This window comes from Clostridium sp. AM54-37XD (assembly GCF_003478225.1).
GTDB classification, from domain to species: domain Bacteria; phylum Bacillota; class Clostridia; order Lachnospirales; family Lachnospiraceae; genus Coprococcus; species Coprococcus ammoniilyticus.
The window spans coordinates 41,362-68,332 of record NZ_QUEV01000012.1; the positions used below are offsets into that span (position 1 = coordinate 41,362).

The 26,971-nt window shown below is 41.4% G+C and carries 23 protein-coding genes and 2 pseudogenes; 5 read left to right on the forward strand and 20 right to left on the reverse strand.

Annotation, left to right across the window (positions count from 1 at the left end):
- Positions 1-9: 9 nt before the first annotated feature.
- From rpoD to DXA07_RS11080, 8 genes and pseudogenes are all read right to left on the reverse strand, one after another.
- Positions 10-1,142 (reverse strand): annotated as a pseudogene (gene rpoD / locus DXA07_RS11050) (RNA polymerase sigma factor RpoD).
- A gap of 40 nt (positions 1,143-1,182) precedes the next feature.
- Entirely contained in the window at positions 1,183-2,952 is a 1,770-nt protein-coding gene (gene dnaG / locus DXA07_RS11055; RefSeq protein ID WP_118484644.1) for a DNA primase, read from the reverse strand.
- A gap of 93 nt (positions 2,953-3,045) precedes the next feature.
- Entirely contained in the window at positions 3,046-4,053 is a 1,008-nt protein-coding gene (locus DXA07_RS11060; protein ID WP_117823282.1) for a deoxyguanosinetriphosphate triphosphohydrolase, read from the reverse strand.
- A gap of 122 nt (positions 4,054-4,175) precedes the next feature.
- Positions 4,176-4,928, reverse strand: coding sequence for a YesL family protein (locus tag DXA07_RS11065; protein ID WP_118484646.1), 753 nt, complete (start codon positions 4,926-4,928; stop codon positions 4,176-4,178).
- A 132-nt stretch (positions 4,929-5,060) separates the two neighbouring features.
- Positions 5,061-5,930: a carbohydrate ABC transporter permease gene (locus tag DXA07_RS11070; RefSeq protein WP_117823278.1), complete on the reverse strand. Its 870-nt coding sequence runs from the start codon at positions 5,928-5,930 to the stop codon at positions 5,061-5,063.
- On the reverse strand, positions 5,931-6,227 hold the full coding sequence (locus DXA07_RS13585) for a hypothetical protein (protein WP_243013955.1): 297 nt from the start codon (positions 6,225-6,227) through the stop codon (positions 5,931-5,933).
- Positions 6,221-6,874, reverse strand: a complete 654-nt coding sequence (locus tag DXA07_RS11075; RefSeq protein WP_243015447.1) for a sugar ABC transporter permease — start codon at positions 6,872-6,874, stop codon at positions 6,221-6,223. The genes DXA07_RS13585 and DXA07_RS11075 overlap by 7 nt, the downstream gene beginning before the upstream one ends.
- A gap of 104 nt (positions 6,875-6,978) precedes the next feature.
- Positions 6,979-8,415 carry an ABC transporter substrate-binding protein gene (locus DXA07_RS11080; protein WP_117823275.1) on the reverse strand — a complete coding sequence of 479 codons (1,437 nt, stop codon included), beginning with the start codon at positions 8,413-8,415 and terminating at the stop codon, positions 6,979-6,981.
- Positions 8,416-9,078: 663 nt separating this feature from the next.
- Between DXA07_RS11080 and DXA07_RS11085 the strand changes: the two genes are divergently transcribed.
- Positions 9,079-10,086 carry a hypothetical protein gene (locus DXA07_RS11085; RefSeq protein WP_118484648.1) on the forward strand — a complete coding sequence of 336 codons (1,008 nt, stop codon included), beginning with the start codon at positions 9,079-9,081 and terminating at the stop codon, positions 10,084-10,086.
- A gap of 269 nt (positions 10,087-10,355) precedes the next feature.
- Here DXA07_RS11085 and DXA07_RS11095 read toward each other — a convergent pair whose 3' ends face one another.
- The 3 genes from DXA07_RS11095 to DXA07_RS11105 form a co-directional block, all read right to left on the reverse strand.
- Complete coding sequence (locus DXA07_RS11095) at positions 10,356-11,339, reverse strand: CPBP family intramembrane glutamic endopeptidase (RefSeq protein ID WP_173784124.1); 984 nt, start codon at positions 11,337-11,339, stop codon at positions 10,356-10,358.
- Between the two features lie 36 nt (positions 11,340-11,375).
- Positions 11,376-13,007, reverse strand: a complete 1,632-nt coding sequence (locus tag DXA07_RS11100) for an ATP-binding cassette domain-containing protein (protein ID WP_008401240.1) — start codon at positions 13,005-13,007, stop codon at positions 11,376-11,378.
- A gap of 166 nt (positions 13,008-13,173) precedes the next feature.
- The gene (locus DXA07_RS11105) at positions 13,174-13,362 is read right to left on the reverse strand and encodes a hypothetical protein (RefSeq protein ID WP_021943509.1); all 189 of its coding nucleotides are present in this window, start codon (positions 13,360-13,362) and stop codon (positions 13,174-13,176) included.
- Positions 13,363-13,631: 269 nt separating this feature from the next.
- Between DXA07_RS11105 and DXA07_RS11110 the strand changes: the two genes are divergently transcribed.
- Positions 13,632-14,924, forward strand: a complete 1,293-nt coding sequence (locus DXA07_RS11110) for a hemolysin family protein (RefSeq protein WP_118484650.1) — start codon at positions 13,632-13,634, stop codon at positions 14,922-14,924.
- 237 nt (positions 14,925-15,161) lie between these two features.
- Complete coding sequence (locus DXA07_RS11115; RefSeq protein WP_243013958.1) at positions 15,162-15,929, forward strand: DUF1836 domain-containing protein; 768 nt, start codon at positions 15,162-15,164, stop codon at positions 15,927-15,929.
- Between the two features lie 150 nt (positions 15,930-16,079).
- Here DXA07_RS11115 and DXA07_RS14155 read toward each other — a convergent pair whose 3' ends face one another.
- The 5 genes from DXA07_RS14155 to DXA07_RS11130 form a co-directional block, all read right to left on the reverse strand.
- A complete protein-coding gene (locus DXA07_RS14155) occupies positions 16,080-16,592 on the reverse strand; it encodes a glycosyl hydrolase 53 family protein (protein WP_348980825.1) in 513 nt (170 codons plus the stop codon).
- A 17-nt stretch (positions 16,593-16,609) separates the two neighbouring features.
- Positions 16,610-16,906 (reverse strand): glycosyl hydrolase 53 family protein, encoded by a 297-nt coding sequence (locus DXA07_RS14160; RefSeq protein ID WP_348980826.1) that lies wholly within the window; start codon positions 16,904-16,906, stop codon positions 16,610-16,612.
- Positions 16,907-17,050: 144 nt separating this feature from the next.
- A complete protein-coding gene (locus DXA07_RS11125) occupies positions 17,051-17,914 on the reverse strand; it encodes a beta-galactosidase (protein WP_118484652.1) in 864 nt (287 codons plus the stop codon).
- A 119-nt stretch (positions 17,915-18,033) separates the two neighbouring features.
- The gene (locus DXA07_RS13790; RefSeq protein ID WP_264293250.1) at positions 18,034-18,165 is read right to left on the reverse strand and encodes a hypothetical protein; all 132 of its coding nucleotides are present in this window, start codon (positions 18,163-18,165) and stop codon (positions 18,034-18,036) included.
- Positions 18,166-18,351: 186 nt separating this feature from the next.
- A complete protein-coding gene (locus DXA07_RS11130; RefSeq protein WP_117808777.1) occupies positions 18,352-19,356 on the reverse strand; it encodes a LacI family DNA-binding transcriptional regulator in 1,005 nt (334 codons plus the stop codon).
- Positions 19,357-19,623: 267 nt separating this feature from the next.
- Between DXA07_RS11130 and DXA07_RS11135 the strand changes: the two genes are divergently transcribed.
- Together DXA07_RS11135 and galT are read left to right on the forward strand one after the other, a co-directional pair.
- On the forward strand, positions 19,624-20,904 hold the full coding sequence (locus DXA07_RS11135) for a galactokinase family protein (protein ID WP_118484654.1): 1,281 nt from the start codon (positions 19,624-19,626) through the stop codon (positions 20,902-20,904).
- A gap of 194 nt (positions 20,905-21,098) precedes the next feature.
- Positions 21,099-22,586 (forward strand): UDP-glucose--hexose-1-phosphate uridylyltransferase, encoded by a 1,488-nt coding sequence (gene galT / locus DXA07_RS11140; RefSeq protein WP_118484656.1) that lies wholly within the window; start codon positions 21,099-21,101, stop codon positions 22,584-22,586.
- A gap of 391 nt (positions 22,587-22,977) precedes the next feature.
- Here galT and DXA07_RS11145 read toward each other — a convergent pair whose 3' ends face one another.
- From DXA07_RS11145 to dapF, 4 genes and pseudogenes are all read right to left on the reverse strand, one after another.
- The gene (locus DXA07_RS11145) at positions 22,978-23,289 is read right to left on the reverse strand and encodes a YerC/YecD family TrpR-related protein (protein ID WP_008401229.1); all 312 of its coding nucleotides are present in this window, start codon (positions 23,287-23,289) and stop codon (positions 22,978-22,980) included.
- 102 nt (positions 23,290-23,391) lie between these two features.
- Entirely contained in the window at positions 23,392-24,858 is a 1,467-nt protein-coding gene (locus DXA07_RS11150) for an alpha-amylase (RefSeq protein ID WP_118484658.1), read from the reverse strand.
- A gap of 41 nt (positions 24,859-24,899) precedes the next feature.
- Positions 24,900-26,116: pseudogene (locus tag DXA07_RS11155) on the reverse strand (LL-diaminopimelate aminotransferase).
- 11 nt (positions 26,117-26,127) lie between these two features.
- A complete protein-coding gene (dapF, locus tag DXA07_RS11160; RefSeq protein ID WP_117785185.1) occupies positions 26,128-26,964 on the reverse strand; it encodes a diaminopimelate epimerase in 837 nt (278 codons plus the stop codon).
- Positions 26,965-26,971 lie beyond the last annotated feature (7 nt).

Here is a 26,971-nt window from a genome sequence, read left to right on the forward strand (position 1 = left end):
ATCCCTATTTTAGTATATATAATCTCTCAGTTTTCTGCTTCTGCTGGATGTCTGAGCTTCCGAAGAGCCTTTGCCTCGATCTGACGGATACGCTCTCTGGTTACATTAAATTCCTTACCAACCTCTTCCAGTGTTCTTGCTCTTCCATCTTCCAGACCAAAACGAAGGGTAAGTACCTTCTTTTCACGTTCGGTCAGCGTATCAAGTACCTCAACCAACTGTTCCTTCAATAAAGTAAATGCAGCAGCATCTGCCGGAACCGGCATATTATCATCCGGAATAAAATCACCCAGATGGCTGTCTTCCTCCTCACCGATAGGTGTCTCCAGGGATACCGGTTCCTGCGAAATCTTCAAAATCTCACGCACACGTTCAACCGGAATATCCATAACTTCTGCGATCTCCTCCGGCTGTGGCTCCCTGCCAAGTTCCTGTAATAACTGTCTGGATACACGGATCAGCTTGTTGATCGTTTCTACCATATGAACCGGAATACGGATTGTTCTTGCCTGATCTGCGATTGCTCTTGTAATTGCCTGACGGATCCACCATGTTGCATATGTGGAGAATTTATAACCTTTTCTGTAGTCAAATTTTTCTACTGCTTTGATCAGTCCAAGGTTTCCTTCCTGGATCAGATCAAGGAACAGCATACCGCGTCCGACATAACGCTTTGCAATACTGACAACCAGACGGAGGTTTGCCTCTGCAAGCTTCTGTTTTGCCTGCTCATCACCTTCTTCCATACGTTTTGCCAGTTCAATTTCTTCCTCTGCACTCAGAAGAGGTACTTTACCAATTTCCTTCAGGTACATTCTGACAGGATCCTCGATGCTGACACCGTCCGGTACAGAAATGTCGATCTTATCTACATCCACATCCTCTTCCAGATCCTCTAACAAAAGCTCCTCATCGTCATCCTCTTCTGTGATCGTCAGAATATCTACATTGTGGCTCTCTAAAAATGAAAAGATCTGCTCCATCCGTTCCAGATTCAGCTCAATTTCTTTTGCATCATTAAAGTAACGTATGATCTCTGTATCTTCAATTACCATCTTTTTCTTTTTTGCCATCTCAAGCAGGCCCTGCAGCTTCGCCTGAAATTTCTCTTCAATCTGCTCTTTATTCTCTTTTGATTCCATAAATCATGATCCTCCATAAATATATAATAGTTTATCCATTCTATAAGGAAATATGCAGTTTTGTAAGATTCGCTTTGGCACGTATGAGGCTCTGCATCTCGCTTATATCATTTGTCTTTGCCAGCTTATCTTCTATACTGCTTAAACTTATCTTTTTTACAACATCGGTCACTGCATTGTTAATTTCTTCCTGCGTCATATCAATTCCGATGTTCGTCTGAAGCATCTCTGCCACCAGCCGCTGTTCCTCCAACGACTCAAATGTCGTCACGATGCTCGCAGGCTCTACCCTGCCATTCTCCCGATACTGGGAATACAGCTTATCAGCCACTACCCGGTAAACACCATCTTCAAAACAGGTTTCATCAATGATTCCATCCAGTTTCTGAAATAATCCCGGTTCGTTGACCATCCATGTCAGAAGCAGCTTCATTGCTTTATTCTTTGCCGGATCGGCAGCTCTGCTTTCATGCTCTGCCCGCCGTTCTTCCCGTTCTACAATCTCTGACCGCGGAACACCTGCAATTCCGTATTTGTGTACCAGATCTGTAAGACCTGACTTGTCAATATGGTATAGGTTCGATACCGCTTCTATATAATTATTACGCTCCAGCACTTCTTCTATCTGTGCCAGTCGTTTTGCTGTCTCATTGTGGAAGGAGGTTCGCTCCTCCGGATCGTTCAGATTGTATTGTTCCGACAACATACGAACCTCAAACATGATCGCGCTTTCTGCATTCTTGATTCGCTCCTCAAAGGCTTCACTGCCAAGTGTCTGAATAAATTCATCCGGATCCTTATGTGGCCGCATATTAATGACTCTCGCCGAGATACCTACTTCACGCATGATCGATATAACCTTCAGCGTAGCCGCAACACCTGCACCATCGCTGTCATATGCCAAATATACTTCATTTGTATATCGCTTCAATATATTGGCATGTCCAAAGGTAAATGCAGTTCCAAGTGATGCTACCGCATTATCAAAGCCCGCCTGATGCATGGATATGACATCCATATAACCCTCGCAGCAGATAAACCCTTTTCGCCGGCTTCTCCTGGCAATATTCATCGCAAACAGATTCCGGCTCTTATCAAATACAACTGTATCACTGGTGTTGATATACTTTGGTTTTCCATCACCCATGACTCGTCCACCAAATCCGATCACCTTACCATTGATATCCAGGATCGGTATCATCGCACGATTCCAGAACTTGTCCGATCCGCCATTTTTCTCGTCGATCACGACCAGACCGGAGTCCTTTAACTCTGCATCTGTATATCCTTTTCCTTTCAAGTAACGATACAGATCATCCCGGTAAATGTCTGCATATCCCAGACCGAACTGATTGATCGTTTCATCCGAAAGACCTCTGCCCTTAAAATACTCATAGGCTTTCTTTCCATGCTCTGTATGCCGCATGATGTAATGAAAATATGCTGCTGCGGTCTTATTCATATCCCGAAGCAATATTTTATATTTCTCTCTTGATGCATCCTGACCGGACTGATTACTCTCCGGCAGCGTCATGCCTGCCTTATCTGCCAGATACTGGACGGCTTCCGGAAATGACATATTCTCATATTCCATGATAAATGTAAATACATTTCCTCCGGCTCCGCATCCAAAACAATGATACAACTGCTTGTCCCGGTCCACCTTAAAAGACGGTGTCTTTTCATGATGAAATGGGCAACAGGCTTCAAATGTCCTTCCTTTTTTCCTGAGGCTGATATACCCGGATATCACATTCACGATATCATTTCTGGATATCACCTCATCTATAACTTCATCTGAATAGTACAACGACTACCCTTCCTTTCCAATTCAACTACTTTCTATCTATACGTCCATAAGGTTCTGTCTAAACACATCCTCCTTACGGATTGCAGTCTCATCTCAGACACCCTGCCATGCACTCGGAACATAAATCTCCTTAAATGTCTCGATCGCATAGTTGTCTGTCATCCCCGCTATATAATCACAAATCACCGTCGCAAGATCTTCACCCATATAGAGCATCTCTATACTTTCATTGTTCAATCTTGACTGATCCTCCATGTAATAATCATATAATATCTCTAATAACTTTTCTGCTTTTACTTCCTCGCTCTTTGCCACCGGATTCGTATACAGATATTCAAACATATATCTGCGGAGAGCTGATAATGCATCTCCGATCTCCTCCGACATCTCAACTGTATCCGTACCATAGCTTGTATCGATCACGTCATGGATCAGACAATCCAGCCGATCTCTTGTATTGCTTCCAAGAGCCTTTACAATACTGATCGGAAGATCCGATTCTTTCATAATACCACCGCGGATGGCATCATCCATATCATGGTTTACATATGCAATCTTATCTGCAAGGCGGACAATCTTTCCTTCCAATGTTGCCGGTGTACAGGAGGTCTTATGATTCAGCATACCATCCCGGACTTCCCAGGTCAGATTCAGTCCTGCTCCTTTTTTCTCCAGTTTTTCCACCACACGCACACTCTGTTCATTATGCTGAAATGACCTGCCGGAGCATCTGGACAATGCCCGTTCTCCTGCATGCCCAAATGGCGTATGCCCCAGATCATGACCAAGTGCGATTGCCTCTGTCAGATCCTCATTCAGTCGAAGTGCTCTTGCGATCGTTCTTGCAATCTGCGCCACCTCAAGGGTATGCGTCAGTCTGGTTCTGTAATGATCATCTCCCGGTGATAGAAATACCTGCGTCTTATGCTTCAGACGACGAAACGCCTTACAGTGAATGATCCGATCCCTGTCCCGCTGATAGACTGTCCGAAGATCGCACTGTTCTTCTTCCCGATCCCTGCCTCTGCTCTGATCACTGAATGATGCATAAGGATTCAGAATCTCATGTTCCTGTTGCTCCTGTTTTTCACGAATCAGCATATTTCACCATCCTCCATGGTCAATATAACGAATATAACAAAAAAGTCCGTACAATTTTATTATTCTACAGACTTTTTCTTTTTCCTTTATTTTATTTTGAAAGAATACAATTTGTTTTTCTTTTATTTTCCCTCTTCATCCACTGATTCCTGTTCATCCAGTTCAGCTTCCTTTGCCGCTTCTTCCGCAGCTTTTCTCTCCTTCTCTGCAGTGTCAATGATCCTTTGTTCATTCAAACGGAATATCTTACGCATCGTATGTGTTGTTCCCCACGCAATTGCTCCAAATAAAAGCAACAACCACATATACCAGATACTCACAAACACAACCGGATATTTCACACAGATAAATATCGGGACAAACCATGCGATAACGACCTTTACCCATGACCACAGATAAGTGATTGAAAGTACCATTGCATTTCTTACCGTGATACTCAACGTATTATTATACCTTGCAATTAATGGAAATAAAAACGGTACAACAAGTGCAACTAATACTGCCTCAATTATAAGCACAAATGTATAAAATGTTGAAATAAATCCTGTTACTCGTTTGATCATAATATATTCAGCCAACATTACAGCAACTGCAACGAGCAACAGTAAAAACGCAATCGTAGATTGTTTGAAACTACGCTTAAACTCATGAATGAAACCAGAAACAACAGTTTCCTCTTCATCTTCCTGAAGTCGGATGCACATTGCATACAATGCAGTAAATGATGCACCAATCGTAAAAATCGGAATACATCCTATTACAAAACAGATATTCAGTGCAAACATTGTTCCAAATGCATCCATTGCCCGTCTCAAAAACGGTTCTTTATCCCTTCCGCTATTCTTGTTGTCTTGATTGTTTGTCATTTCATTCATCAAATTATCCTCATAAACAAAAATATAGAGAACCTGCTACCGCAGCTTCTCCTCACTTATTCAGTATATATAATGTGGGTATCGATCGCCCATGGCTTCCGATACCTACATTATATTTTATAAAAGACCTATTTACTCCTTTACACCACCAAGTGCTACACCTGCGATAATGTACTTAGAAAGGAAGAAGTACATAACCAGAATTGGAAGTACTGTAGTGAAAAGTCCACAGTAAATCTGACCCCAGTCTCTTGACTTATCATTTGCCTTTAACGCTGAAACGTACATAGGCATTGTCTGCTTCTGTCTCTCTGTTGCAAGAATAATTGAAGGTGTATACAGGTTATTCCATGATGCAACGAATCCGAAGATCGCCTGTGTTGCCATAGCCGGTTTCAACAGCGGAAGTACAATCGTATTGAATGTATGCATTTCTCCCGATCCATCGATTCTGGCTGCTTCAACGATCTCAACTGAAAGACCTGTTTCCATGTACTGCTTCATGAAATAAACAGTAGTAGGAGCAGCGATTGCCGGAATAATCAGTGCTAAGAATGATCCGTATAAGTGTGTTAAGTTACAAATCTTAATGAAACCAACGATTGATACCTGCTGAGGAATCATCATGATCGCATAAATAAAGCCCCATGCAAACTTCTTTAACTTGAAGTTATATACTGTAACTGCATAAGCTGTTAATGATCCGAAATAGATCTGCAATACTGTAGCCGGAACAGTAACCAATAAAGAGTTTAACATAGCCTGAAGTACGTTAACACCACTTGTTTTTTCACTACCTGCTAACAAACCTTTGAAGTTTGTAATAAATTCTCCACCCGGTATCAATTTAATACCTGTAACAATTTCTGTTGACTTTAAAGTAGAGTTAATGATCAAAATATAAAATGGCAATATTGACAGGAAACAAAGCAAGATACAAACGACGTATCTGACAATCTTGCCTCCTGATACTTTTGATTCTGTCTGATCCACTTTGTTCACCTACTTTCCATCCTTTGATGATTTTTCTGCTGTTAATTTGTAGAACAGTAAGCTGATAATCAGTGTGAATGCAAAAAGCATAACTGAATATGCAGCGGCTTTACCATAATCCTGTGTACCTCCGGCACTTACATACTTCTTAACCAGCATTACGACTGTTGTTGTTGAATTAACGGATGATCCACTGCCTGTTACAACTACAGGACCGCCCTCATTGAACAACTGAGGAATATCGTACATCTGTAAACCACCGATAGCTGATGTTACAAGTGTATACTGTAAGATCGGCTTTAACAATGGAAGTGTAATCTTGAAGAACTGCTGTTTAGATGAAGCACCATCACGCTTGCAGCCTCATACAGGGATGGGTTAATACCTAAGATACCTGCACAAAGAACGATCATTGTGTTACCATACCACATCCAGAACTGAATGAAAGCAATGATGATCAATGATGCCCAGCCATGATTTAAGATACCACCCTTATCACACCAGCCAAGGTCTTTGAAAATAGTCGTGATAGGACCATTAACCTCGAACATACCGTAGAATAATACGGCGATTGTAGCTGCTGTAATAATGTTAGGCATATACATGATAACCTTGTAAATACCGCTTCCCTTTAACTTGATCTTGATGTCTGTAAACCATGCAGCAAGAAGTAAAGCCAATAAAATCTGTGGAATGAAGTTTAAGATCCACAGAACTACTGTTACCATTAATGACTGCCAGAACTCGCTACCAGTCTTTGCAAATACATAGTTTGTAAAGTTTCCAAGACCAACCGTCTCAGTTACATATCTACCATTTTTAGCGGAATAGATAAATGAATTATAAAAAGTATAAAGAAGAGGATACAGCTGAAAAACTAAGAATACAAGAAAGAATGGAATGAGAAAAAGTAAACCATATTTTCCATATTCAACTGTCTTATTCTTTTTCATTGTGTAAGAGCACCCCCTAAAAATTAATCGTTTATAGTACACACGCACCAGCAACTTTCATTACTGATGCGTGCAAATTGTGTTACTTAATCAGTTTTTAGGGATTATTCAGCTGAAATACCTAATTCTGATGCACACTTATCCTGGATATACTTAACAGCTTCATCAACTGATTTGTATGTTCCTGAATTGTATGCTGTAGAAGCTTCATCAATAAATGCCTTGATTGAAGCATCCTGGTATGTTAAGTTGCTGAGGTTAATACCTTCTGCTGATGCTGCCCATACTTCGATAGGATTCTGGCCACCAAGGAATTTAGCTGCTGCATTGTCAGCGCTAAGTTCGCCAGCGATAAGTCTAGCATTAGCTTCTTTGTTGTTTACACAGTCACCTGTCTGGTTTGTAATTTCAACACCTACGTCTGGATCACATGTTAATTCGTAAAGAAGGAATGCAGCTAACTCAGGGTTATTTGTATCCTTACCTACACATACATATGTACCGCCCCAGTGATAAGATGTAGGGCCTGTAACAGCTCCCCAGTTACCATCTGTAGCACCATTACCCTGCATTGAACCAATGAACCAAGGACATCCGAAGTAGCAGAATACCTTAGAATCATCCTTCATATCTGCTGCCCATGAATTATCCCACATAGATGTGTTGTTTGAATATTCACCATCGTAAATCTTCTTAGCTGTCTCAAGATACTCTGTAACTGACTTGTCAAGTGTAAGAGTTTCCTTTGAACCGTCATCTGTTACCCAAGGCTGTGACTGAGTATCCCAGATAGCATACTTAACATCAGGAGCACCAGACACGATCTTGTATCCAGCAGCCTTTAATGTCTCAGCTGTCTCGAAGAACTTATCCCATGAAGCAAGTGCTTCCTGAACCTTTGCAGGATCATCTGTTCCAAGAACTTTCTTAGCGATGTCTCTTCTGTAGTATACAGAACCTGCTGTTGCCTGCCATGTTACGCACTTAAGCTCGCCGTCTGTTGTACCATACTGCTTAGCGAAGTCGTATGAGTTAGCAAGCATCTCATCTGTGAAACCTAAGTCATACAGATTAGCTGTCTTTGAATCATCTTCTGACCAGTACTTAGCTACATCGTTATCAGCTGGGATAAGTGTAGGATACTTGTCTCCGCTTGTAAGAGCTGTATCAATAGCTGTCTTGTAGTCATCTGATGTTCCACCAAGACCAAGTGTTACGAACTCAACGTAATCCTTGTACTCTGGGAACTTGTCAAGAACAACGTTCAGCTTCTTTGAGAAATCTTCATCCCATGAATAAGCGTAGATCTTCTTGCTGTCATCCCATCCATCTGTACTAGGAGCTTCGATCTTAGCTGCTCCTGAAGCGTCCTCTGATGATGCTTCTTCTGATGATGCATCCTCTGATGATGCTGCCTCTGATGTTGCTTCTGATGATTTTGACTCTGTTGTTGAGTTATCTGTCTTGTCACCACAAGCAACAAGTGATAATCCCATAGCAAGTGCTAATGAAAGAGCCAATGCTTTTTTGATTTTTCTCACAAAAAAACCCTCCTTTTAAAATATGTGTGCTATTCCTTTCATTCATACTTCTGCGGATTGACATCTGCATCTGTATTATTTACTGGAATGCCTGCCACTTATTATACACAATCTGATTGACTTATCATTGGCACAATATGTCAAACATGATTATGTATGTGGCTTTCTTAAGATATTATTGACAAATTTCCTTGTCAACATAGGCTTATTATAGGACATATTATCTAATTTGGCAAGCCCTTTTTTATTCTTTTTTATCTTTTTTGTACATTTTTAAATTTTCGTTAAAAAAAATTTACCAATTTGCGACACTGCTTATTTATACTATTTCCACAATTTTAGCTCAATTGACATACAATTTAAATCTTTATCTTTCCGTTGTCTCATTTTTCGCGTAGTTGCAGTTCTCTTTCTGTATAACTCCATCTATATATAATGTGCATTGCGGATTCGTTAAAATGTATACGTTTTTACCACAACGCATATCGCTAATTCTGTTTTTTTCAAGGTACACGTCTTTATGACCTGCTAAATACATATTCTTTATATTTCATTTCTTATATTTTCATTCTTTTTTCATACTCTTTACCACGCCTGCTTCTTTTTATCCATTTCCATCTGTGTTATACTTATCATTATTATATAAGTAGAAAAGGAAACACTATGAGCAACAGCAAAAAGAAAAAGAAGAAAAACAACCATACCTCCGCAACTTCCAATGTACAGGCAAAAAAGCAGACTGCTGTGCAAACAGCAAAACCGGCTAAGGCACAAAATATCGAAACTAAACAGGAAACTGTCAATACTCAGGCTGCCGTCGAAAAGAAGGAACCGGTAAAGGTACAGACTATCGAAAACAAACAGGAGCCGCCGCACGAGTTCAAAGATCCACGCAAGGTTCCACCAAAGGAAGATCTTAAGATTGAGGACAAACTGGAATTTGCAACCATGTCCCGTAAGGAGCGTCGGGCAGCAAAAAGAAAACGATTAAAGGAAACGACCGAAGGAATGACCTTGGTGCAGAAGTTACAATACTTTTTATATGCGTATAAGATGGAGATCCTGCTACCGCTGATCGTGATCATCGCAATCAGCCTGATCGTAGTTGCATTCTTCCGCGGCAACAAACCGATTGCACTCTCCTATGCGGTTGTAAACTGTGAAGATCTGGAAGCACTTGATACCTCTGTCATAGAAGCTGATTATTGGAACTACTATGGTTTTGATGACAATTATCAATTTCAGAAAGTTCTGGATCTGAAGTATGATCCAAGCATTAGCACCAACGAAGCATCCAAAGATGCCGAAAGCGGAAACTACATTGCATTTCCTACTCTCTGTGATGAAAACTACTACGATATTATCATCACAAATAAACGGGGACTGGAATACTTAAGTGAAAGTTCGATCATTCATACACTGGGTGAAGCATTGCCTTCCGATCTGTATGATATTTTCACCGCTGATTACAACGACCAGATCACAACTTCTCCTGCTTACACAGGAAAGAGTGCTCCATATGCAATTAACATCAGCGATACCGACTTCGCAAAGAAACTGAATCCGGGATACAACGATGTCTACATCTGTTTTCCCGGCGTATCCGAGGACAACCAGAAGCGTGTCAAGCAGATCTGTAACTTCATCTTCGATCTCGGATTGGAGCTATAAATAATACCTATATAGAAGAAGATCACACAGGACTGTCTCTGAAGTGATCCAAATATAAATATACCCACTATAAATGACTTGCTGCGGTTTCTGCTCGCAACACATGCCTGATTCGTAAATACTTCTGTGCTAACTCGCCTTCGGCTCAGACAAGCACCCGTATTTACTGGCAATGTGTTGCTTGCGACGAAATCCTCGCAAACGTCATGTTATAGTGGGTATATTCATATAACGGATTCACTCCGAAGACAACCCTGTGTGATCTTCTTCTATCCAGCTATATTCTGTTTTGTTTCTTTTCTATTATAGTAAAGCATTCCGAGGACTAAGACTGCTGCCATCACGACAGTTGCCACGATGCTGCCCTCCATGCCGAATTTACCGCCCGTCAGGAATATATTTTCCGGTTTGATTTCAGAGGAAAGAACAGCACTTCCTACGTTGGTTCCGCTGACAGAGATTCCATAAAAGGTTCCCTGCACAAAATTCCACATGCTGTGGTAGCCCGCTGCACCCCAGATGTCATTTGTTTTTATCACATACAGTGACAGGAATATTCCGATCAGCAGCAGGTTGAGGAATGCCAGAATCGTAAGTCCCGGATTCAACATATGGCAGAATGCAAATGCCAGTGAATTCACAAGAACAGCTTTTACTGCCGAGCTTCGTTTCATCAGGCTTATCATAAAATATCCTCGGAATGCGATCTCCTCACTGAAGCCCTGTACCAAAAATCCGATAAAATACAAAAGCACGATCAGCAGATTGCAGTTCTGATTCCATCCCTTAATATTTATAAATCCAAGAGCAGCACCTGCAAGTACGCAAAGAGAAAAGGATACCGCGCCAATAAGCAAGCCCTGTACATAATGCTTTGCTCCATCTTTCTTAACAAGTCCCATAGAATAATAGGAACGCTTTTCTATCTTATTACAATAGATCAGAACAGAAATGATCAGGATCAGTGTACAGAATAATGTAAGTATATACATTCCGTCTGTCATATTGGTTGCCAGTTCCATCATATCCGAAAAAGATGAATCTCCGTTTAAGAACAGTCGCTGCAGTTGGTCAAACATTTCCATATCTGACAGGAACAGGTACATTTCATATATTGCAGGAATCAAACCTGCAATAAAGCTTCCGACCAGGAATACCAGGATAAACCGCCATATTTCCTTGCCAAACGAATAAATCTTTCCTTCTTCGCCTGCCCGCTTTGCAATCTCAGGCTTTTCTAATCTCATCTTCATATGAAACATCCCCTGTCTGCCATCTTAATCTCTGTCTTAATCTTCTCCATCAACATCCATGTTCATGATCTGACGTTTTCTTGCAAGCTCATCATTTGCCAGATATTCATCATATGTTGTCTGCTTATCGATCAGACCTGTATTGGTAAGTTCGATAATACGGTTTGCTGTTGTCTGTACGAACTGATGATCCTGTGACGAGAACAGAATAACACCAGGGAACTTGATCAGTCCATTATTCAATGCTGTAATAGATTCCATATCCAGATGGTTTGTAGGCTCATCTAAGATCAGGCAGTTTGGAGCCATGATCATTAGTTTGGATAACATGCAACGAACCTTTTCTCCACCGGACAGAACCTTTACTTTCTTGACACCATCGTCACCGGCAAATAACATTCTTCCAAGGAAGCCTCGTACATAAGTTGCATCCTTTTCTTCCGAATACTGTGTCAGCCAATCTACGATGATCAGGTCATTATCGAATTCCTTTGTATTGTCCTTCGGAAAATAGCCCTGTGAAGTTGTAACCCCCCACTTAAAACTTCCCTCATCCGGCTTTTCTTCTCCTGCAAGAATCTTGAACAGCATTGTCGTTGCCTTTGTATTTGGTCCGACAAATGCAATCTTATCATCATGTCCTACTGTGAATGATACATCATCTAACAGTTTCTCGCCCTCTACCGTCTTTGAGATATGTGATACAGTCAATACTTCATTTCCAATCTCTCTCTTTGGACGGAAATCAATATATGGGTATTTACGGCTGGATGGCTTGATATCATCCAGTTCGATCTTTTCCAGTGCTCTCTTTCTGGAAGTTGCCTGCTTGGACTTGGAAGCATTTGCCGAGAATCTCTGAATGAATTCCTGTAATTCCTTGATCTTCTCTTCCTTCTTCTTATTCGCTTCTTTCATCTGCTTGATCATCAACTGACTGGACTCATACCAGAAATCATAGTTACCGGCATATAACTGGATCTTTGCATAATCGATATCGGCGATCTGAGTACATACCTTATTCAAGAAATAACGGTCATGGGATACCACGATAACGGTATTCTCAAAGTTGATCAGGAATTCCTCCAACCATGCAATCGCATCCATATCCAGGTGGTTCGTAGGCTCATCGAGAAGGAGAACGTCGGGATTGCCAAATAACGCCTGCGCAAGCAGTGCCTTAACCTTCAGTCCACCATCCAGATCTTTCATCATCATATAATGATATTCTGTGTCTACACCCAGACCATTTAACAAGGTCTCCGCATCGGATTCTGCTTCCCATCCGTTCATATCCGCGAATTCACCCTCAAGTTCAGAAGCACGGATACCATCTTCATCTGTAAAATCTTCTTTTGCATAGATCGCATCTTTTTCTTTCATAATCTCATACAGACGCTTGTTTCCCATGATAACAGTATCGAGTACTGTGTATTCATCGAACTTGTAATGATCCTGCTGTAATACAGACAGACGCTCACCCTCATCCATTGTGACATCGCCCTTTGATGGTTCGATCTCTCCTGAAAGGATCTTCAAAAAGGTTGATTTACCGGCTCCGTTTGCTCCGATCAGTCCGTAGCAGTTACCCGGTACAAATTTAATATTTACATCTTCAAATAAAGCTTTCTTTCCAAATCTTAATGTTACGTTATTTGCACTTATCATCGATACACATACCTTTCCATTTTTCTAATCTAAAAGTATATCAATTAGTTGAATATGTGTCAATTATGAAAAGAACGTATGTGCCTGAAAAAGCCGGAAAAGGCTCATTTTCTAAGTCTTTTCCGGCTGACCGGTCAGGGGTGAACCCTTCAGTTCTGTTTTCCTGTTATTTCAGATTCTTTACAATCGGATCATAAAGATCTAATTTACAATGTTCGTCCTTGCTGAAATGGGAACAGTTTAAGCAACTCTTTTCACCATCCGCTTTGTTGGTCATGCTGTTGCAATGGCATGTCTTTTCATAAGCACTACAACGTTCTGCTACCTCATGATAGGTTTCTGTTGAACTTCTCATCGTTCTTACCTCCTTGACATTTGTCAGTCTTTCTCGCAGATTTCATAGATCCGGTCATGCACCAACAACATCAGGCAATGATATCTGCATAACTGTCTATTATCATCTACATGCATTAGTATCTGCATCTTATCTGTCATTTATTCCGAACATTACCGGATAGTGTAATGTTTATGTAAAGTCATCATTTCTTAGCCGTTCTGTTCTTGACAAGATTTCCTCTATTCTGTACAATCAAAAGCAAAAATATTTTTAGGAGATGATCTTTTTTGCACCCCAGTACAATTATCCAGTTATTTACAATTATTCTATTGATCCTGTTGTCGGCATTCTTTTCTTCTGCCGAAACAGCTCTTACGACCGTCAATAAATTCACCCTGCGCTCAATGGCTGACAATGGGAACAAACGTGCTACCAGAGTTCTTAAGCTGATCTCTAACAGTGACAAACTGATCAGCACAATATTAATAGGTAATAACATCGTGAATATTTCAGCTTCCGCTCTTGCAACAACACTTACCACTAATTTATTCGGAAGCAAGGCAGTCGGAATTGCAACCGGAATTCTCACCATCTTGATCCTGTTATTTGGTGAAATCACACCAAAAACGCTTGCCCAAAATAACAGTGTTAAAATGTCAATACTTTATGTGGACGTCGTACGGTTTCTGGTATATATCTTTACCCCATTTGTGTTCATCATAAACAAGATCTCTCATGTTATTTTCTGGATCTTACGAATGGATACAAACGGAAGCGCCAAATCCATCACCGAAGACGAGCTGATCACTATGGTAAATGTCAGCGAGGAAGAAGGTGTTATTGAGAACAAAGAAAAGGAAATGATCACAAATGTAGTGGACTTCGGAGATTCCCGTGTACGTGATATTATGATTCCCCGTGCCGATGTGACCATGGTTCCTGTTACTGCTTCTTATGATGAACTGCTGAAGCAATATATGGAGGTTCCTTACACCAGACTTCCTGTTTATAAGGATTCCCGTGATAATGTCATCGGTATTCTGCATGTAAAAGATTTATTTTTTTATAAAGCAACTCATGATATCAACAATTTTGATGTTGCAAAGATCATTCGTGAACCACTCTATGTGTATGAATTTCAGAAGACAAATGATCTTCTGACCAATATGAAATCCAGTTCTAACTCCATCGGTATCGTTCTGGATGAATACGGTGTCAGCGTCGGTCTGATCTCCATGGAGGATCTGATTGAAGAGATCATCGGTGATATCAAGGATGAATACGATGATGCAGAACATAATAATATCGTAAAAATAGATGATACACACTACAGCATCGATGGTGGCATCAAGCTCGATGACTTAAATGATGCTCTGGATCTGGATATTGAATCCGAAGATTACGATTCCATCGGTGGCTATATCATTCAGTTATTAGATCACCTTCCTTCGGTCGGTGATACTGCATCCGACGGAGCAATCTCCTGTAAAGTCACAAAACTGGATAAAAAACGTGTATCCAGAGTTCTTCTTGAAATCCTGCCACAGCCGGATACCGACAATGATGACGGCAACGCATAATGAAGTCTTGTCTTATATGACTTTTACCTGTACTAAAATACCGGTATCGTGCAGGTATACAGATTCCAATATAATTCGTAATTTATAAAAATTCTGGCAAAACGCTTGTGTTGTGGTTTTTATTCCTATATAATAGAATACTAAGGTTATAAAGTCCTGTATTTCATATCATTTACATGAAAACAGGACTTTCCTATAGAATTCATACAGATTTGGTTACGTTTGGGAGAGATTCTAATGAATAAAAATATTACTCGCAGAAAAAAATTATTACAGATCGCAACTTCTCTAAGTTACATTGATCCGGATGATATACCCGAGATTGATCTATATATGGATCAGCTAACAACCTTTATGGAGGATAAGCTGAACGCTAATAAGCGAAGCGAAGAAGACAAGACCATGACGAAGACCATGATCAACAATTATACGAAAAACAACCTTCTCCCGCCCCCTGACAAGAAGCGTTACTCCAAGGATCATCTGATCATGCTGTTGTATATTTACTACCTCAAGAACTTTGTAAGTATCACTGATATCCAGACACTTCTTGCCCCGATGAATAACAACGACTGCTATAACGGCGAGTCCCCGGTCAATATCGAAGAGGTCTACCGCAAATTATTCAATTATGAGATTGATAACTATAACGATATTATCAAGAGCATTTTATCTACCTATGATAAGGCATCCGATATGTATGATCCGGAAACAGACGCTTATCTTCATGATATGTGTATGGTATCTATGTTGTCCGTCGATGTCTATGTTAAGAAGAAATGTATCGAGCATCTGATTGATGATATGCATTCCGTTCAGGAACAAACATTGAAGCAGAATGCACAGAAAGCAAAAACTGCCGAGAAAGCAAAGAGTACCGAGAAAGTTACTGCAATCAGTAAGGCAAAGACTGCCGAAAAGGTTACTGCAAACAGCAAAACGAAAGCTGTGGATAATACCAAGCCAAACCGAACAACAACCGGCAGCAAAAATAGCGGACGCTAAAGGCAGCACCAAAGAACAAAAGGCTGAATGTCTTGCACAAAAATGTACAAAGCATTCAGCCTTTTATTATATTTAAATCCACAACAGAAATCATGGATTTTCCATACCTGTCATATCAGTTTTCTTGCCACTGCGTAATTGATATTTTTTTCATTTACAGTTTAGTCTGTTAAAATCACGGATCACAGCAAGGGCAGGCAGGGCATTTCCATCATAATCGAATAATGCCTGATTCGCCCACTCATTTCCTCCCGGTCCTTTTTCTCCGGTATACGCGAGTGCTGCTTCTGTCGCCCAACCACATCCCGGAACCGGAATCCATGCAGGCTCCCAGTAATAGAAGCCTTCTCCACCCGGAATATCTGCGATCAGTTCCATAAGATCTTTCATAAATGAAGTCTGTCCTTCCTTTGTCATCGGATAATCCAGCTTCTCTACAAGCTCCGGCTTTGTCGCCATTTCTTTTAACTGATCCAGCGGTTTACCCTCGCGATCACGATAATCTTCCATCGTGCCGTGCCAGAACGGATAATAAGACAAGCCTATAATGTCAAATGGTTCTGCTCGCTTTGTAAATTCGTCGAACCACTCCACATACATCTCATTAAAGCCACCATTGTCCAGATGGATCATGATCGGAATATCCGCCTGAATCTCTCTCACTGCACGGATTCCTGCATTCAGGTACTTTGCAATCCGGTCAAACTCCGGTTTCTTGCCGCTTGGCCAGAGCAGACCATTTGATATTTTTTTGCACGTCCGGCAAGAATAATCACTTTATTCAAATTGTTCGTCCCTGCGCCATATGGAGTACCATCCGGCGCATACGGATCATTCCAGAGTCTTAATCTCACAGAATTTGTACCATATGCTTTCAAAATAGCAAATAAATCCTGTACTACACCATTATCATAATACTTCGCACCACAGGCTTCTTCCTCCAGCAGGGTGGAAATATCCATTCCTTTTATAAACATAACATCCTCCTTTTAATACAGCTTCTGCCTATATATTTTTCAAAAATCAACTCCATACTTCCGCAGCCTGCTTTTACAGTTTTTTATCTGCCGTCCTGCGTTTATTAGGCATCTTTTATGGAGCAGCACTGATGATCTTTTAATTTATATTTTCTCTTTTATAGTCATCACATTTTTTGCATCAACAGTGATTTTTCCGTTTACAACCTGTCCACTCAGAAGTTCTGTCCCATTCACATTCAGAATTTCTGCCGCCACATCGCCCTCATTGATATAAAAGGCATAACAGTGTGTATCCGTATAACGCTCATGATATTCCACGTTCTCAGGCAGTTCCTTTATCCGGATTCCTGCATTTGTAATCAGCTCTTTGATCAGTTCTGTCATTGATACCTGATCCAGTCTGCAAGCCGTATAATATGCCCATCCGGCTCCGGTCTGTTTTCTGGTTGCTGCCGCTTCCCCTGCATAGAAATCTTCCACATAAGTTCCAAAAATCTCTGCATCCTGCACCCGGATTCGTTCTGCATAATCTTTTACAGTTCCCTGTTTTTTATTTGAAAACGTCACATAATTCTTATCATTTGGATAATATGTATCCAGTTCCTCTACCGTTACACCAAACAATTCATTTAAACCACTTCCCGGAAAACCACCCAGATAACAGAGTGTGTTATAGTCATGCCAGTTCACAAGTCCCGGAGCACTCTCCATCAGCATAAACGGACGATCCTTTTTCATCGAGTGCATCACTGCATGGTCAAATGCACTTCTTGCAAATGTATCTGTTAAGCTCTCATAATCATTATGAAATCTCGGATAGGAATCCCACGAGATCTCATCCAGCTTGTCTGTCATCTTCCGATAATCAAGTCCGTCATAGAGCTGCATAAAATTCGTTGTAACCGGGCGATCCGGAGTCAGCTTCTTCACCAGATCAATCTCAAATTCCATATAATCATTCATATTCCATGTCGTGAATCTCTTCCATTCCAGATTTAAGCCCATAATACTGTACTCGCCATTTTCATAACTTCTACCTCTTATCTTTCTTTTATATTCAGCGCGGATGCGCCACCCTACAAACTTTAATTATATTTATCCAAAGAAAAAAATTCTCTCGTAGCTTACATATAGCACCATATAGATCCATCTTTAACCCTTATAAAACATGCTTTTTTCTTCTGGTCATGATTCCAGCTCACAATCTCATCATCATCGATAGTTACTGTTATTCCTTTGTTCATTACAAATTCCATAAAAACCCACCTTTCTCTACCCCCTATTACTTTACTAATCCTTTTTATAGCGGAGCGCATCGACCTTTGACACGCTCCAAGAAAAAGGATGGGAACTCATGCGTTGAGAGGGGGGGAAAACAACGCATAAAAAAAGTAAGTACAACACACAATTCATGTGTTGCACTTACTTTACAACGAATAATTTTATTTTTCTGTGTATTCCATACAGGATTCCCTGACGATCAGATTACAAGGAATCTCCGCCTTTAACGGAGTACGGATACTAAGGTTTGATGCAGCATAGATCAGATTAGCACCATGCTGTCCCATATCATATGCCGGAGCATTTACGGTTGTAAGTGCAGGAACTGTATACTCACTAAGCTCTGTGTTATTAAAGCCAACAAGCGATATATCCTCCGGCACTTCCATATTCGCTTCCTTGAATGCCTTTAATGCTCCTACTGCAAGAGCATCACTGGCTGCAAAGATTGCACTTGGACGTTCGTCAGCTTCTGCTATTACTTTCCCCATCTCATAACCAGAGAATGTATTGAAGCTTCCCTCATACAAATATTTCTCATACGGGAGTTTTTTCTCCTTCATATATGCAATGTATTCTTCCAGTCTCGGATCTACCAGAAGCTCATGATCGCCCACAAACTCTTTACCACCCATGAAACCGATCTTACGATGTCCCAGATGATACAGATAGTCAAGTGCATCCCGTACTGCCTGTTTGAAGTCCATTGTCAGGGATGTAATGTTGTAGTTCTCAACCTTCATATCCAGAAATACGATATTACTGCATATCTCTATAAATGATTTTACTTCCTCATGCGCAAACTTACCCAGACAGATAATTCCATCACAACCACGCAGCATGTCCAGATAGTTGCTGTCATTCCGAAATACCCGAACCAGTTCAATCGACTGGCTGATACAGAAATCCTCGATTCCCTTTCTTGCGGACAGATAATAACTATCCTTCATCTCATCCTCTGCGGAAAACCAGAGTACAAGACCAAGTTGGAATGACTTCTTCAATCTGGCTGACTTTTTCTTTGTATAGTGTAGCTCTTTTGCTGTCCGAAGGACTCTTTCCTTAGTCTCCGGTAAAACATTTAATGTCGGATCATCGTTCAAAATTCTTGAAACTGTAGCCGGTGACACATTTGCCCGTCTCGCAATATCCTTGATTGTCGTCATAATGTACCTCTTTACTCCATATTTATTGGATAAATTTACTATATTTTTACTAACTTAGTGTAACAGATTTCTTTTTATTTTTCAATTACTTTTTCAGTAAATCTTTACTAAAGTGTGGTTGACATTTTACTAAACATATGTTATCCTGTCACTATAAAGAACAAACAGACTTAGGAAAACAGGCACATCTGTACAAGTAAACACACATTTACGCATCGTACAGGTGTAAGCACATTAATTATCATGTATGATCAGGAGGACAAACATATGAAACATGCATCTGAATTAATAAAAGACTTTGAATCAGAACAGTACAATGAATTATTAACCGATATCTATGTCGATGAGCATCTGCTCGCTTATCAGAATGGCAGATATATCGCTGCTCTTCAGGAATTCATCAAAGATTTCGGAGACACAGAGGTATCTATCTTCTCCGCTCCGGGTAGAAGTGAAGTAGGCGGAAATCATACTGATCATCAGCACGGTCAGGTACTTGCCGCATCTATCAATCTGGATGCGATTGCCATCGTTGCAAAGACTTCCGATGATAAGATCCAGGTTATCTCAGACGGATATGATCTCATTACAATCGACGCATCCGACCTTTCTCTTGTAGAAAGTGAAAAAGAAACAACAACGGCTCTGATCAAGGGTGTTGCTGCCGGATTAAAGGAACACGGACACGCTGTCGGCGGCTTCAAAGCATATATCACCAGTGATGTACTGATTGGTGCCGGTCTTTCATCTTCTGCAGCATTCGAAACAATCATCGGAACCATCCTGTCGGGACTTTATAATAATGGTTCCGTATCTGCAATCGAGATCGCGATCACCGGCCAGTATGCAGAAAATGTATACTTCGGAAAGCCTTGCGGCCTGATGGATCAGATGGCATCTTCCGTCGGAAATCTTGTACATATCGACTTTGCAGATCCAGCCGATCCTATTGTTGAAAAGATCGACTTTGATATGGCAAAGAGCGGTTACAGTCTCTGTATCACTGATACAAAGGGCTCTCATGTAGATCTGACTGCTGACTATGCTGCAGTTCCTGCCGAGATGTGTGCCGTTGCGGAGATGCTTGGCAAACCGGTATTAAACGAATTAAGCGAACAGGATATTATCGACCACATGGCTGACATCCGCACCAAACTCGGCGACCGTTACCTGCTTCGTGCCCTTCACTATTTTGAAGAAGTAAAACGGGTAGAAATTCAGGTTGCTTCCCTGACAAAGGGTGATATGCCTGCATTCCTTGCAGCGGTTAAAGCATCCGGTGATTCTTCTTTCAAGTATTTGCAGAACGTATATACGAATAAAGATATTCAGGCTCAGAATGTATCTGTTGCTCTGGCTGTCAGTGATATCACACTTGGAAGTCACGGAGTCAGCCGTGTTCACGGCGGTGGATTTGCCGGAACTATTCAGGCATTTGTAGAAAACGATACTGTTGAGACGTATCGCCAGGCTATGGATCACGTATTTGGCGGAGGCTCCTGCCATGTACTGAAGATCCGTAAATACGGCGGTATGCAGGTACTGTAAAACAGACGACATGATATAATGAACGCAAAATCACTTGCTTGCAAGGGGGCTGATTTTGCGAAATGCATTGAATGTGCGAAGCACATGATATAATGAACGCAAAATTATTTGCTCGCAAGGATGCTGATTTTGCGGAATGCATTGAGTGAGCTATGCTCACGATATAATAACAAATTTTATGGGAGGTTATGACTATGATAGAAACATATATCAAAGAATTGGTTACTTATGGTTTAAACAAAGGACTTGTAGATCCTGCAGACGAAATATATGTTACAAACCGTCTGCTAGAGTTATTCGACATTCAGGAATACAACGAACCGGCTGAGATTCCATCCCGTCCGCTCGTTGATATCTTAAACGATATGTTAGATTATGCATACCAGCACAAGCTGATGGAGGATGACACGATCACAAACCGTGATCTTTTCGATACAAAGATTATGGGTATGCTCACTCCTGCTCCATCTGTTGTACGGAAAATATTTGCTGATAAATATGCCGTATCCCCAAAGGAAGCAACGAATTATTATTATGCTTTCAGTAAGGCTACAAACTATATTCGTGAAGATCGTATCGCAAAGGATGAAAAATGGGTTACGGAAACGGAATACGGTCCGATTGATATTACGATCAACCTGTCCAAGCCGGAGAAAGACCCAAGAGATATCGCGAAAGCAGGAAAGGCAAAGAAATCCGGTTATCCAGCCTGTCTGCTCTGCCGTGAAAACGAAGGTTATGCCGGACATTTCTCACATCCTGCCAGACAGAACCACAGGATCATTCCTATTACCTTAGATGGACAGGCATATTACTTACAGTACTCCCCTTATGTGTACTACAACGAGCACTGTATTATCTTTAATGCAAACCACACACCAATGAAGATTGACCACGCTGCGTTTGTAAAGCTACTTGATTTTGTCCGGTTGTTCCCTCACTATACAGCCGGCTCCAACGCAGATCTTCCGATCGTTGGCGGTTCCATTTTAAGCCATGACCATTTTCAGGGTGGCGGCTATACATTTGCAATGGCAAAGGCTCCATATGAATCAAACTTTACTTTACCTGGTTACGAAGACCTGACAGCCGGTATCGTCAAATGGCCTATGTCTGTTATCCGTCTTCAGGGTTCTGATCCTGCACGTATCGCAGATGCAGCAGATCACATCCTGACAGCATGGAGAAATTACACAGACGAAGCTGCATATATCTACGCTTACACAGACGATACTCCACATAACACGATTACTCCGATCGCAAGAATGCATGGAGATCTGTTCGAACTGGATCTGGTACTTCGTAACAACATCACAACCGAAGAATGTCCGATGGGGCTCTACCACCCACACAGCCAGTATCATCATATTAAGAAGGAAAATATCGGTCTGATCGAGGTTATGGGTCTGGCTGTTCTTCCTGCAAGATTAAAAGGTGAAATGTCAGAGCTTGAGGATGCAATCTTAAATCACAAGGACATCCGCGCAAATGAAGCTATCGAAAAACATGCAGACTGGGTTGATGAATGGATCGGAAATTATGACATTACTCCGGAAAATATCCATGGAATCATCCAGAACGAGATCGGCAAGGTATTCTCAAAAGTTCTGGAATGCTCCGGTGTATACAAAAATACCAGCGAAGGCAGAGAAGCCTTCATGCGCTTTGTAAATACCCTTTAATCCCCCGCTTCGCTTCCTAATACCAAATATATAGGGGATTTTCTTCCCGCATGGTCGGGCAGACCAATGTCTGCCCGATCAATTTTATGTCTGCGCAGGCACTACGGCAAACAGGAGCACTGTGCAAATGACTCGCTTCGATTTCTATAAACTGCATATATCTGATTCGCAAATATTCCTGTGCTAACTCGCCTGACGGCTCAAACAAGCACCCATATTTGCTGATATATGCAATTTATTACGAAATCTTCGCTTGATGTCATTTGGCACAGTGCTCCTGTTTGCCGTAGTGCCTGCGCAGACATAGGTTGGTTGTAGGGCAAAAGACAAAAATCCTCCGGGAATGGATCAAGTTGATCCATTCCCGGAGGATTTCCTGTTTTATATGTTGTTATTCTGAATCTTTCTTTTCTTTATCCAGATTCATTCTGCTGAATACAAGTTCATAACCATCTTTACCATAATTAAGAGATCTGTTCACTCTGCTGATTGTTGCTGTCGATGCACCGGTCTTCTCGGCAACTTCCAGATAAGTATTATCTTCCTTTAACATCTTCGCAACCGCAAATCTCTGGGCTATGGACAGCAATTCATTTACCGTACAAACATCTTCAAAGAAATTAAAACATTCCTCCTCTGTCTCCAATGTCAGTATTGCTTCAAACAGATCACGGACTGCTTCTGTATGTACTGTCTTTCCCATAACTCATACTCCTTTGCCACTTTTATGCTGTGAAAATCCGGATCATCCTCAGACTTTCATGCACTTTTACAATCTAAAGTATTAATATGATAACTCAATTTCTTATAATTTGCAATCTTTTTTGATCCAGATTGCAATTCCCTGACGGTTTACATAAAATTCGCCGCAGCCCTCTTCATCGATACGGATATCATACTTTGCATTTCCCATTACATCTGCGAAATGACAGCCTGCAAACTGTCTTCCGACATACATGCGCTTTGTTCCGCCGGTTCCATCTGACATAATAACTGCCAGACCGGAATTCTCATGCTCTGTATCTCCTTCTCTGGTGAAGCCAACAACATCCGGATGATCAAAGTAGTCATGCTGTGTTCCGTATGCATATTTCTTACGAAGCTTTAACAGCTTGTTCATGATTGTCTTTCTGGACTTGATCTTAGCCGCAGGAATGCCTTCATAATCACCCATGAACATACATGGATATCCCTGTTCTCTTAATAAAATGATCGCATATGCCAGTGGTTTAAACCACTCTGCTACAGCAGATTCCAGCACACCGCCCGGCTGTGATTCATGATTCTCTACAAATGTAACTGCCTTTGCAGGATTACTCATCATCATGGAACCATCCAGTAACCGGCTCAGATCATATTCTCCTTCTGCAACGGATGCATCATGGAAACTGAAATGCAGCGGCACATCAAACATAGATGGCTGATTGTCCGCAGACGCGATATAATCATTGATATAATCACATCTCCAGTGCCAGAAGTCACCTACCGTAAAGATCTCTTTTTCTTCTTCTCCGGCATTCGACGCAGCTTCTGCAAAGTCTCTGATGAACCATCCCGGAATCTTCTCTGCTTCCTGGAAACGGAATCCGTCCACTCCGGTCACATTCTCATACCACTTCGCCCATGCCATTAATTCATCATATACTTCCTGATTGTACAGATCAAGCTCACTGCCTATGATATAATCATATTTGCTGAGCTTGTATTTCTTCTCTGCTTCCATCTCTGTCATACCAGACAGTTCGCAGACACGTCTCTTAAAATCATCCTGCTGCCAGTCAATCCCTGCAAAATGATTCCAGTTCCATTTGAACTTGGAATACTTGCTCTTTCTGCCCGGGAAGGTGAACTTCGACAAGGCTCCAACTATCTTTTTATTACCAATCATCTGCGGAATATCCTTGGCATTAAAATCTGCTGCCGTAACCTTCTCCACAGAATCTGCGCCTAACTTCTGTCTGACTGCGATATCTGCATATACATTGATTCCCTGTGCCTTCATTGCATCGATTGCTTCCAGATATTCTTTCTTTGTACCATATCTGGTTCCAACCGAACCCTTCTGATTAAATTCACCCAAATCATACAGATCATATGGCGCATAGCCCCTGTCATCTTTTCCCGCTGCCCCTTTGGTTGCAGGTGGAAACCATACAGCAGTTGCACCGAGCTTTTTCAATGTCGCTGCATCCTTTGCCGCTTTCGCCCATAATGTCTGATCAGCCGGTGTATTTGCATTAAAATACTGCACCAGCAGTCCATTATCTTTCATCTTGCTACCTCCACGATTATATAGTTAATTGCACCCCGCTATTATAACGCTTTAATTCTCTCGATTGCTTCTACTGTATTCTCATATGTACCAAATGCTGTCAGTCTGAAATATCCTTCACCACTCGGTCCAAAGCCTGAGCCCGGTGTACCTACGACATTTGCATTTGCAAGCAGATAATCAAAGAACTCCCATGAAGTCATCTTATCCGGTGTCTTTAACCAGATATATGGTGCATTCACACCGCCGGATACGGAATAGCCTGCTGCCTTTAATCCATCATAGATCACCTTCGCATTGTTCATATAATATGCGATCTGTGCCTTTGTCTGTGCTTTACCTTCTTCTGAATATACAGCTTCTCCTGCTGCCTGAACAATATATGGAGCACCATTAAACTTGGTTCCATGTCTTCTAGCCCATAAACCATGAAGTGCAACACCATTTGCATCCTTCAGATCCTTTGGTACAACTGTAAATCCAAGACGGGTTCCGGTAAATCCTGCATTCTTCGAAAAGCTCGAAGCTCAATCGCACAGGTTCTTGCACCTTCGCACTCGTAGATAGAATGTGGTACATCGTCTTCACTGATATATGCTTCGTATGCTGCATCATAGATGATCACAGCTCCGATCTTATTTGCGTAGTCAACCCATTCCTGAAGCTGTGCTTTGCTGATGGTCGCTCCTGTCGGATTATTTGGAAAACACAGATAGATAATGTCCGGCTCCTCCTTTGGGAATTCCGGTGCAAATCCATTCTCCTCCAGACAAGGCATATAAATCACATCGCTCCAGAGTCCGGTCTCTTTATCATAAGTTCCGGTTCTGCCTGCCATTACATTTGAATCTACATAAACAGGATAAACAGGATCACATACAGCAATCTTGCTTTCCGGTGCAAAAATCTCCTGAATATTTGCAGAATCGCTCTTTGCACCATCACTTACAAAGATCTCATCAGCAGAAATATCAACTCCATGGTCAATATAGTCATTCTTTACGATGGTATTTCTTAAGAATTCATATCCAAGATCCGGTGCATAGCCCTTAAATGTCTCTGCTACCGCCATCTCATCTACAGCCGAATGCAGTCTCTCAATAATAGCAGGAGCAAGCGGCTGTGTTACATCTCCGATGCTCAGGCGGATAATCTTCTTATCAGGATGTGCCGCACTGTACTCTCTCTGTTTCTTTGCTACTGTTGAAAATAAATAGCTTCCCGGAAGCTTCAGATAATTCTCATTTGCCTTAAACATGTCATTTCCTCCTAAAATCTGTCAGTCTCGCCGTCAAACACTACCTTGGCCGGACCTGTCATGTATACCTTATTGTTCTCTCTATCAAAACGGATGATCAGATCGCCGCCTAATAATTTTACGGTTACCTCATCATCTGTCTTTCCATTTAATACACATGCAACTGCAGTTGCACATGCTCCGGTTCCGCATGCCAGTGTCTCTCCGGTTCCTCTCTCCCATACACGCATCTTTACGGTATGACGGTCGATCACCTGAACAAACTCCGCATTCACACGGTTCGGAAATACTTCATGATGCTCGAATAACGGACCAGCTTTCTCCAACGGGAAATGTTCTGTATCGCCTACGAACATAACTGCATGTGGATTTCCCATGGATACACAGGTCATATGATAATCCACACCTGCTACTGTGATCTTCTCGTCGATCACCTGCTCTTTATCTGAACGCACAGGCACCTGATCTGCCTTGAGGATCGGCGCACCCATGTCAACTGTTACCATATCAACCTTGCCATCCTTTATCACAAAATCCAGATATTTGATTCCGGCAAGTGTCTCTACAGATATCGAAGTCTTATCCGTAAGTCCATAATCATATACATACTTTCCTACACAACGGATACCGTTTCCACACATCTCAGATCTGGAACCGTCTGCATTATACATATCCATTGTAAAATCTGCTTTATCGGATGGCTTAATCAGGATCACTCCATCACTTCCAACACCAAAATGCCGGTCACTCATGGCAATCGCCAGTTTCTCAGGATTTTCTACCTTCTCTGAAAAACAATTTATATACACATAATCGTTCCCAAGACCTTCCATCTTTGTAAACTTCATATTCGTG

Excerpts from the sequence above, each read along its gene's own strand:
- DXA07_RS11060 (WP_117823282.1), bottom strand. The coding sequence starts at position 4,053 with ATGCTGATTCGTGAAAAACAGGAGCAACAGGAACATGAGATTCTGAAT.
- DXA07_RS11065 (WP_118484646.1), bottom strand. The coding sequence starts at position 4,928 with ATGAATGAAATGACAAACAATCAAGACAACAAGAATAGCGGAAGGGAT.
- DXA07_RS11075 (WP_243015447.1), bottom strand. The coding sequence starts at position 6,874 with ATGAAAAAGAATAAGACAGTTGAATATGGAAAATATGGTTTACTTTTT.
- DXA07_RS11085 (WP_118484648.1), top strand. The coding sequence starts at position 9,079 with ATGAGCAACAGCAAAAAGAAAAAGAAGAAAAACAACCATACCTCCGCA.
- DXA07_RS11095 (WP_173784124.1), bottom strand. The coding sequence starts at position 11,339 with ATGAAGATGAGATTAGAAAAGCCTGAGATTGCAAAGCGGGCAGGCGAA.
- DXA07_RS11100 (WP_008401240.1), bottom strand. The coding sequence starts at position 13,007 with ATGATAAGTGCAAATAACGTAACATTAAGATTTGGAAAGAAAGCTTTA.
- DXA07_RS11105 (WP_021943509.1), bottom strand. The coding sequence starts at position 13,362 with ATGAGAAGTTCAACAGAAACCTATCATGAGGTAGCAGAACGTTGTAGT.
- DXA07_RS11115 (WP_243013958.1), top strand. The coding sequence starts at position 15,162 with ATGAATAAAAATATTACTCGCAGAAAAAAATTATTACAGATCGCAACT.
- DXA07_RS14160 (WP_348980826.1), bottom strand. The coding sequence starts at position 16,906 with ATGTTTATAAAAGGAATGGATATTTCCACCCTGCTGGAGGAAGAAGCC.
- DXA07_RS11125 (WP_118484652.1), bottom strand. The coding sequence starts at position 17,914 with ATGGGCTTAAATCTGGAATGGAAGAGATTCACGACATGGAATATGAAT.
- DXA07_RS13790 (WP_264293250.1), bottom strand. The coding sequence starts at position 18,165 with ATGGAATTTGTAATGAACAAAGGAATAACAGTAACTATCGATGATGAT.
- DXA07_RS11130 (WP_117808777.1), bottom strand. The coding sequence starts at position 19,356 with ATGACGACAATCAAGGATATTGCGAGACGGGCAAATGTGTCACCGGCT.
- DXA07_RS11135 (WP_118484654.1), top strand. The coding sequence starts at position 19,624 with ATGAAACATGCATCTGAATTAATAAAAGACTTTGAATCAGAACAGTAC.
- galT (WP_118484656.1), top strand. The coding sequence starts at position 21,099 with ATGATAGAAACATATATCAAAGAATTGGTTACTTATGGTTTAAACAAA.
- DXA07_RS11145 (WP_008401229.1), bottom strand. The coding sequence starts at position 23,289 with ATGGGAAAGACAGTACATACAGAAGCAGTCCGTGATCTGTTTGAAGCA.
- DXA07_RS11150 (WP_118484658.1), bottom strand. The coding sequence starts at position 24,858 with ATGAAAGATAATGGACTGCTGGTGCAGTATTTTAATGCAAATACACCG.
- dapF (WP_117785185.1), bottom strand. The coding sequence starts at position 26,964 with ATGAAGTTTACAAAGATGGAAGGTCTTGGGAACGATTATGTGTATATA.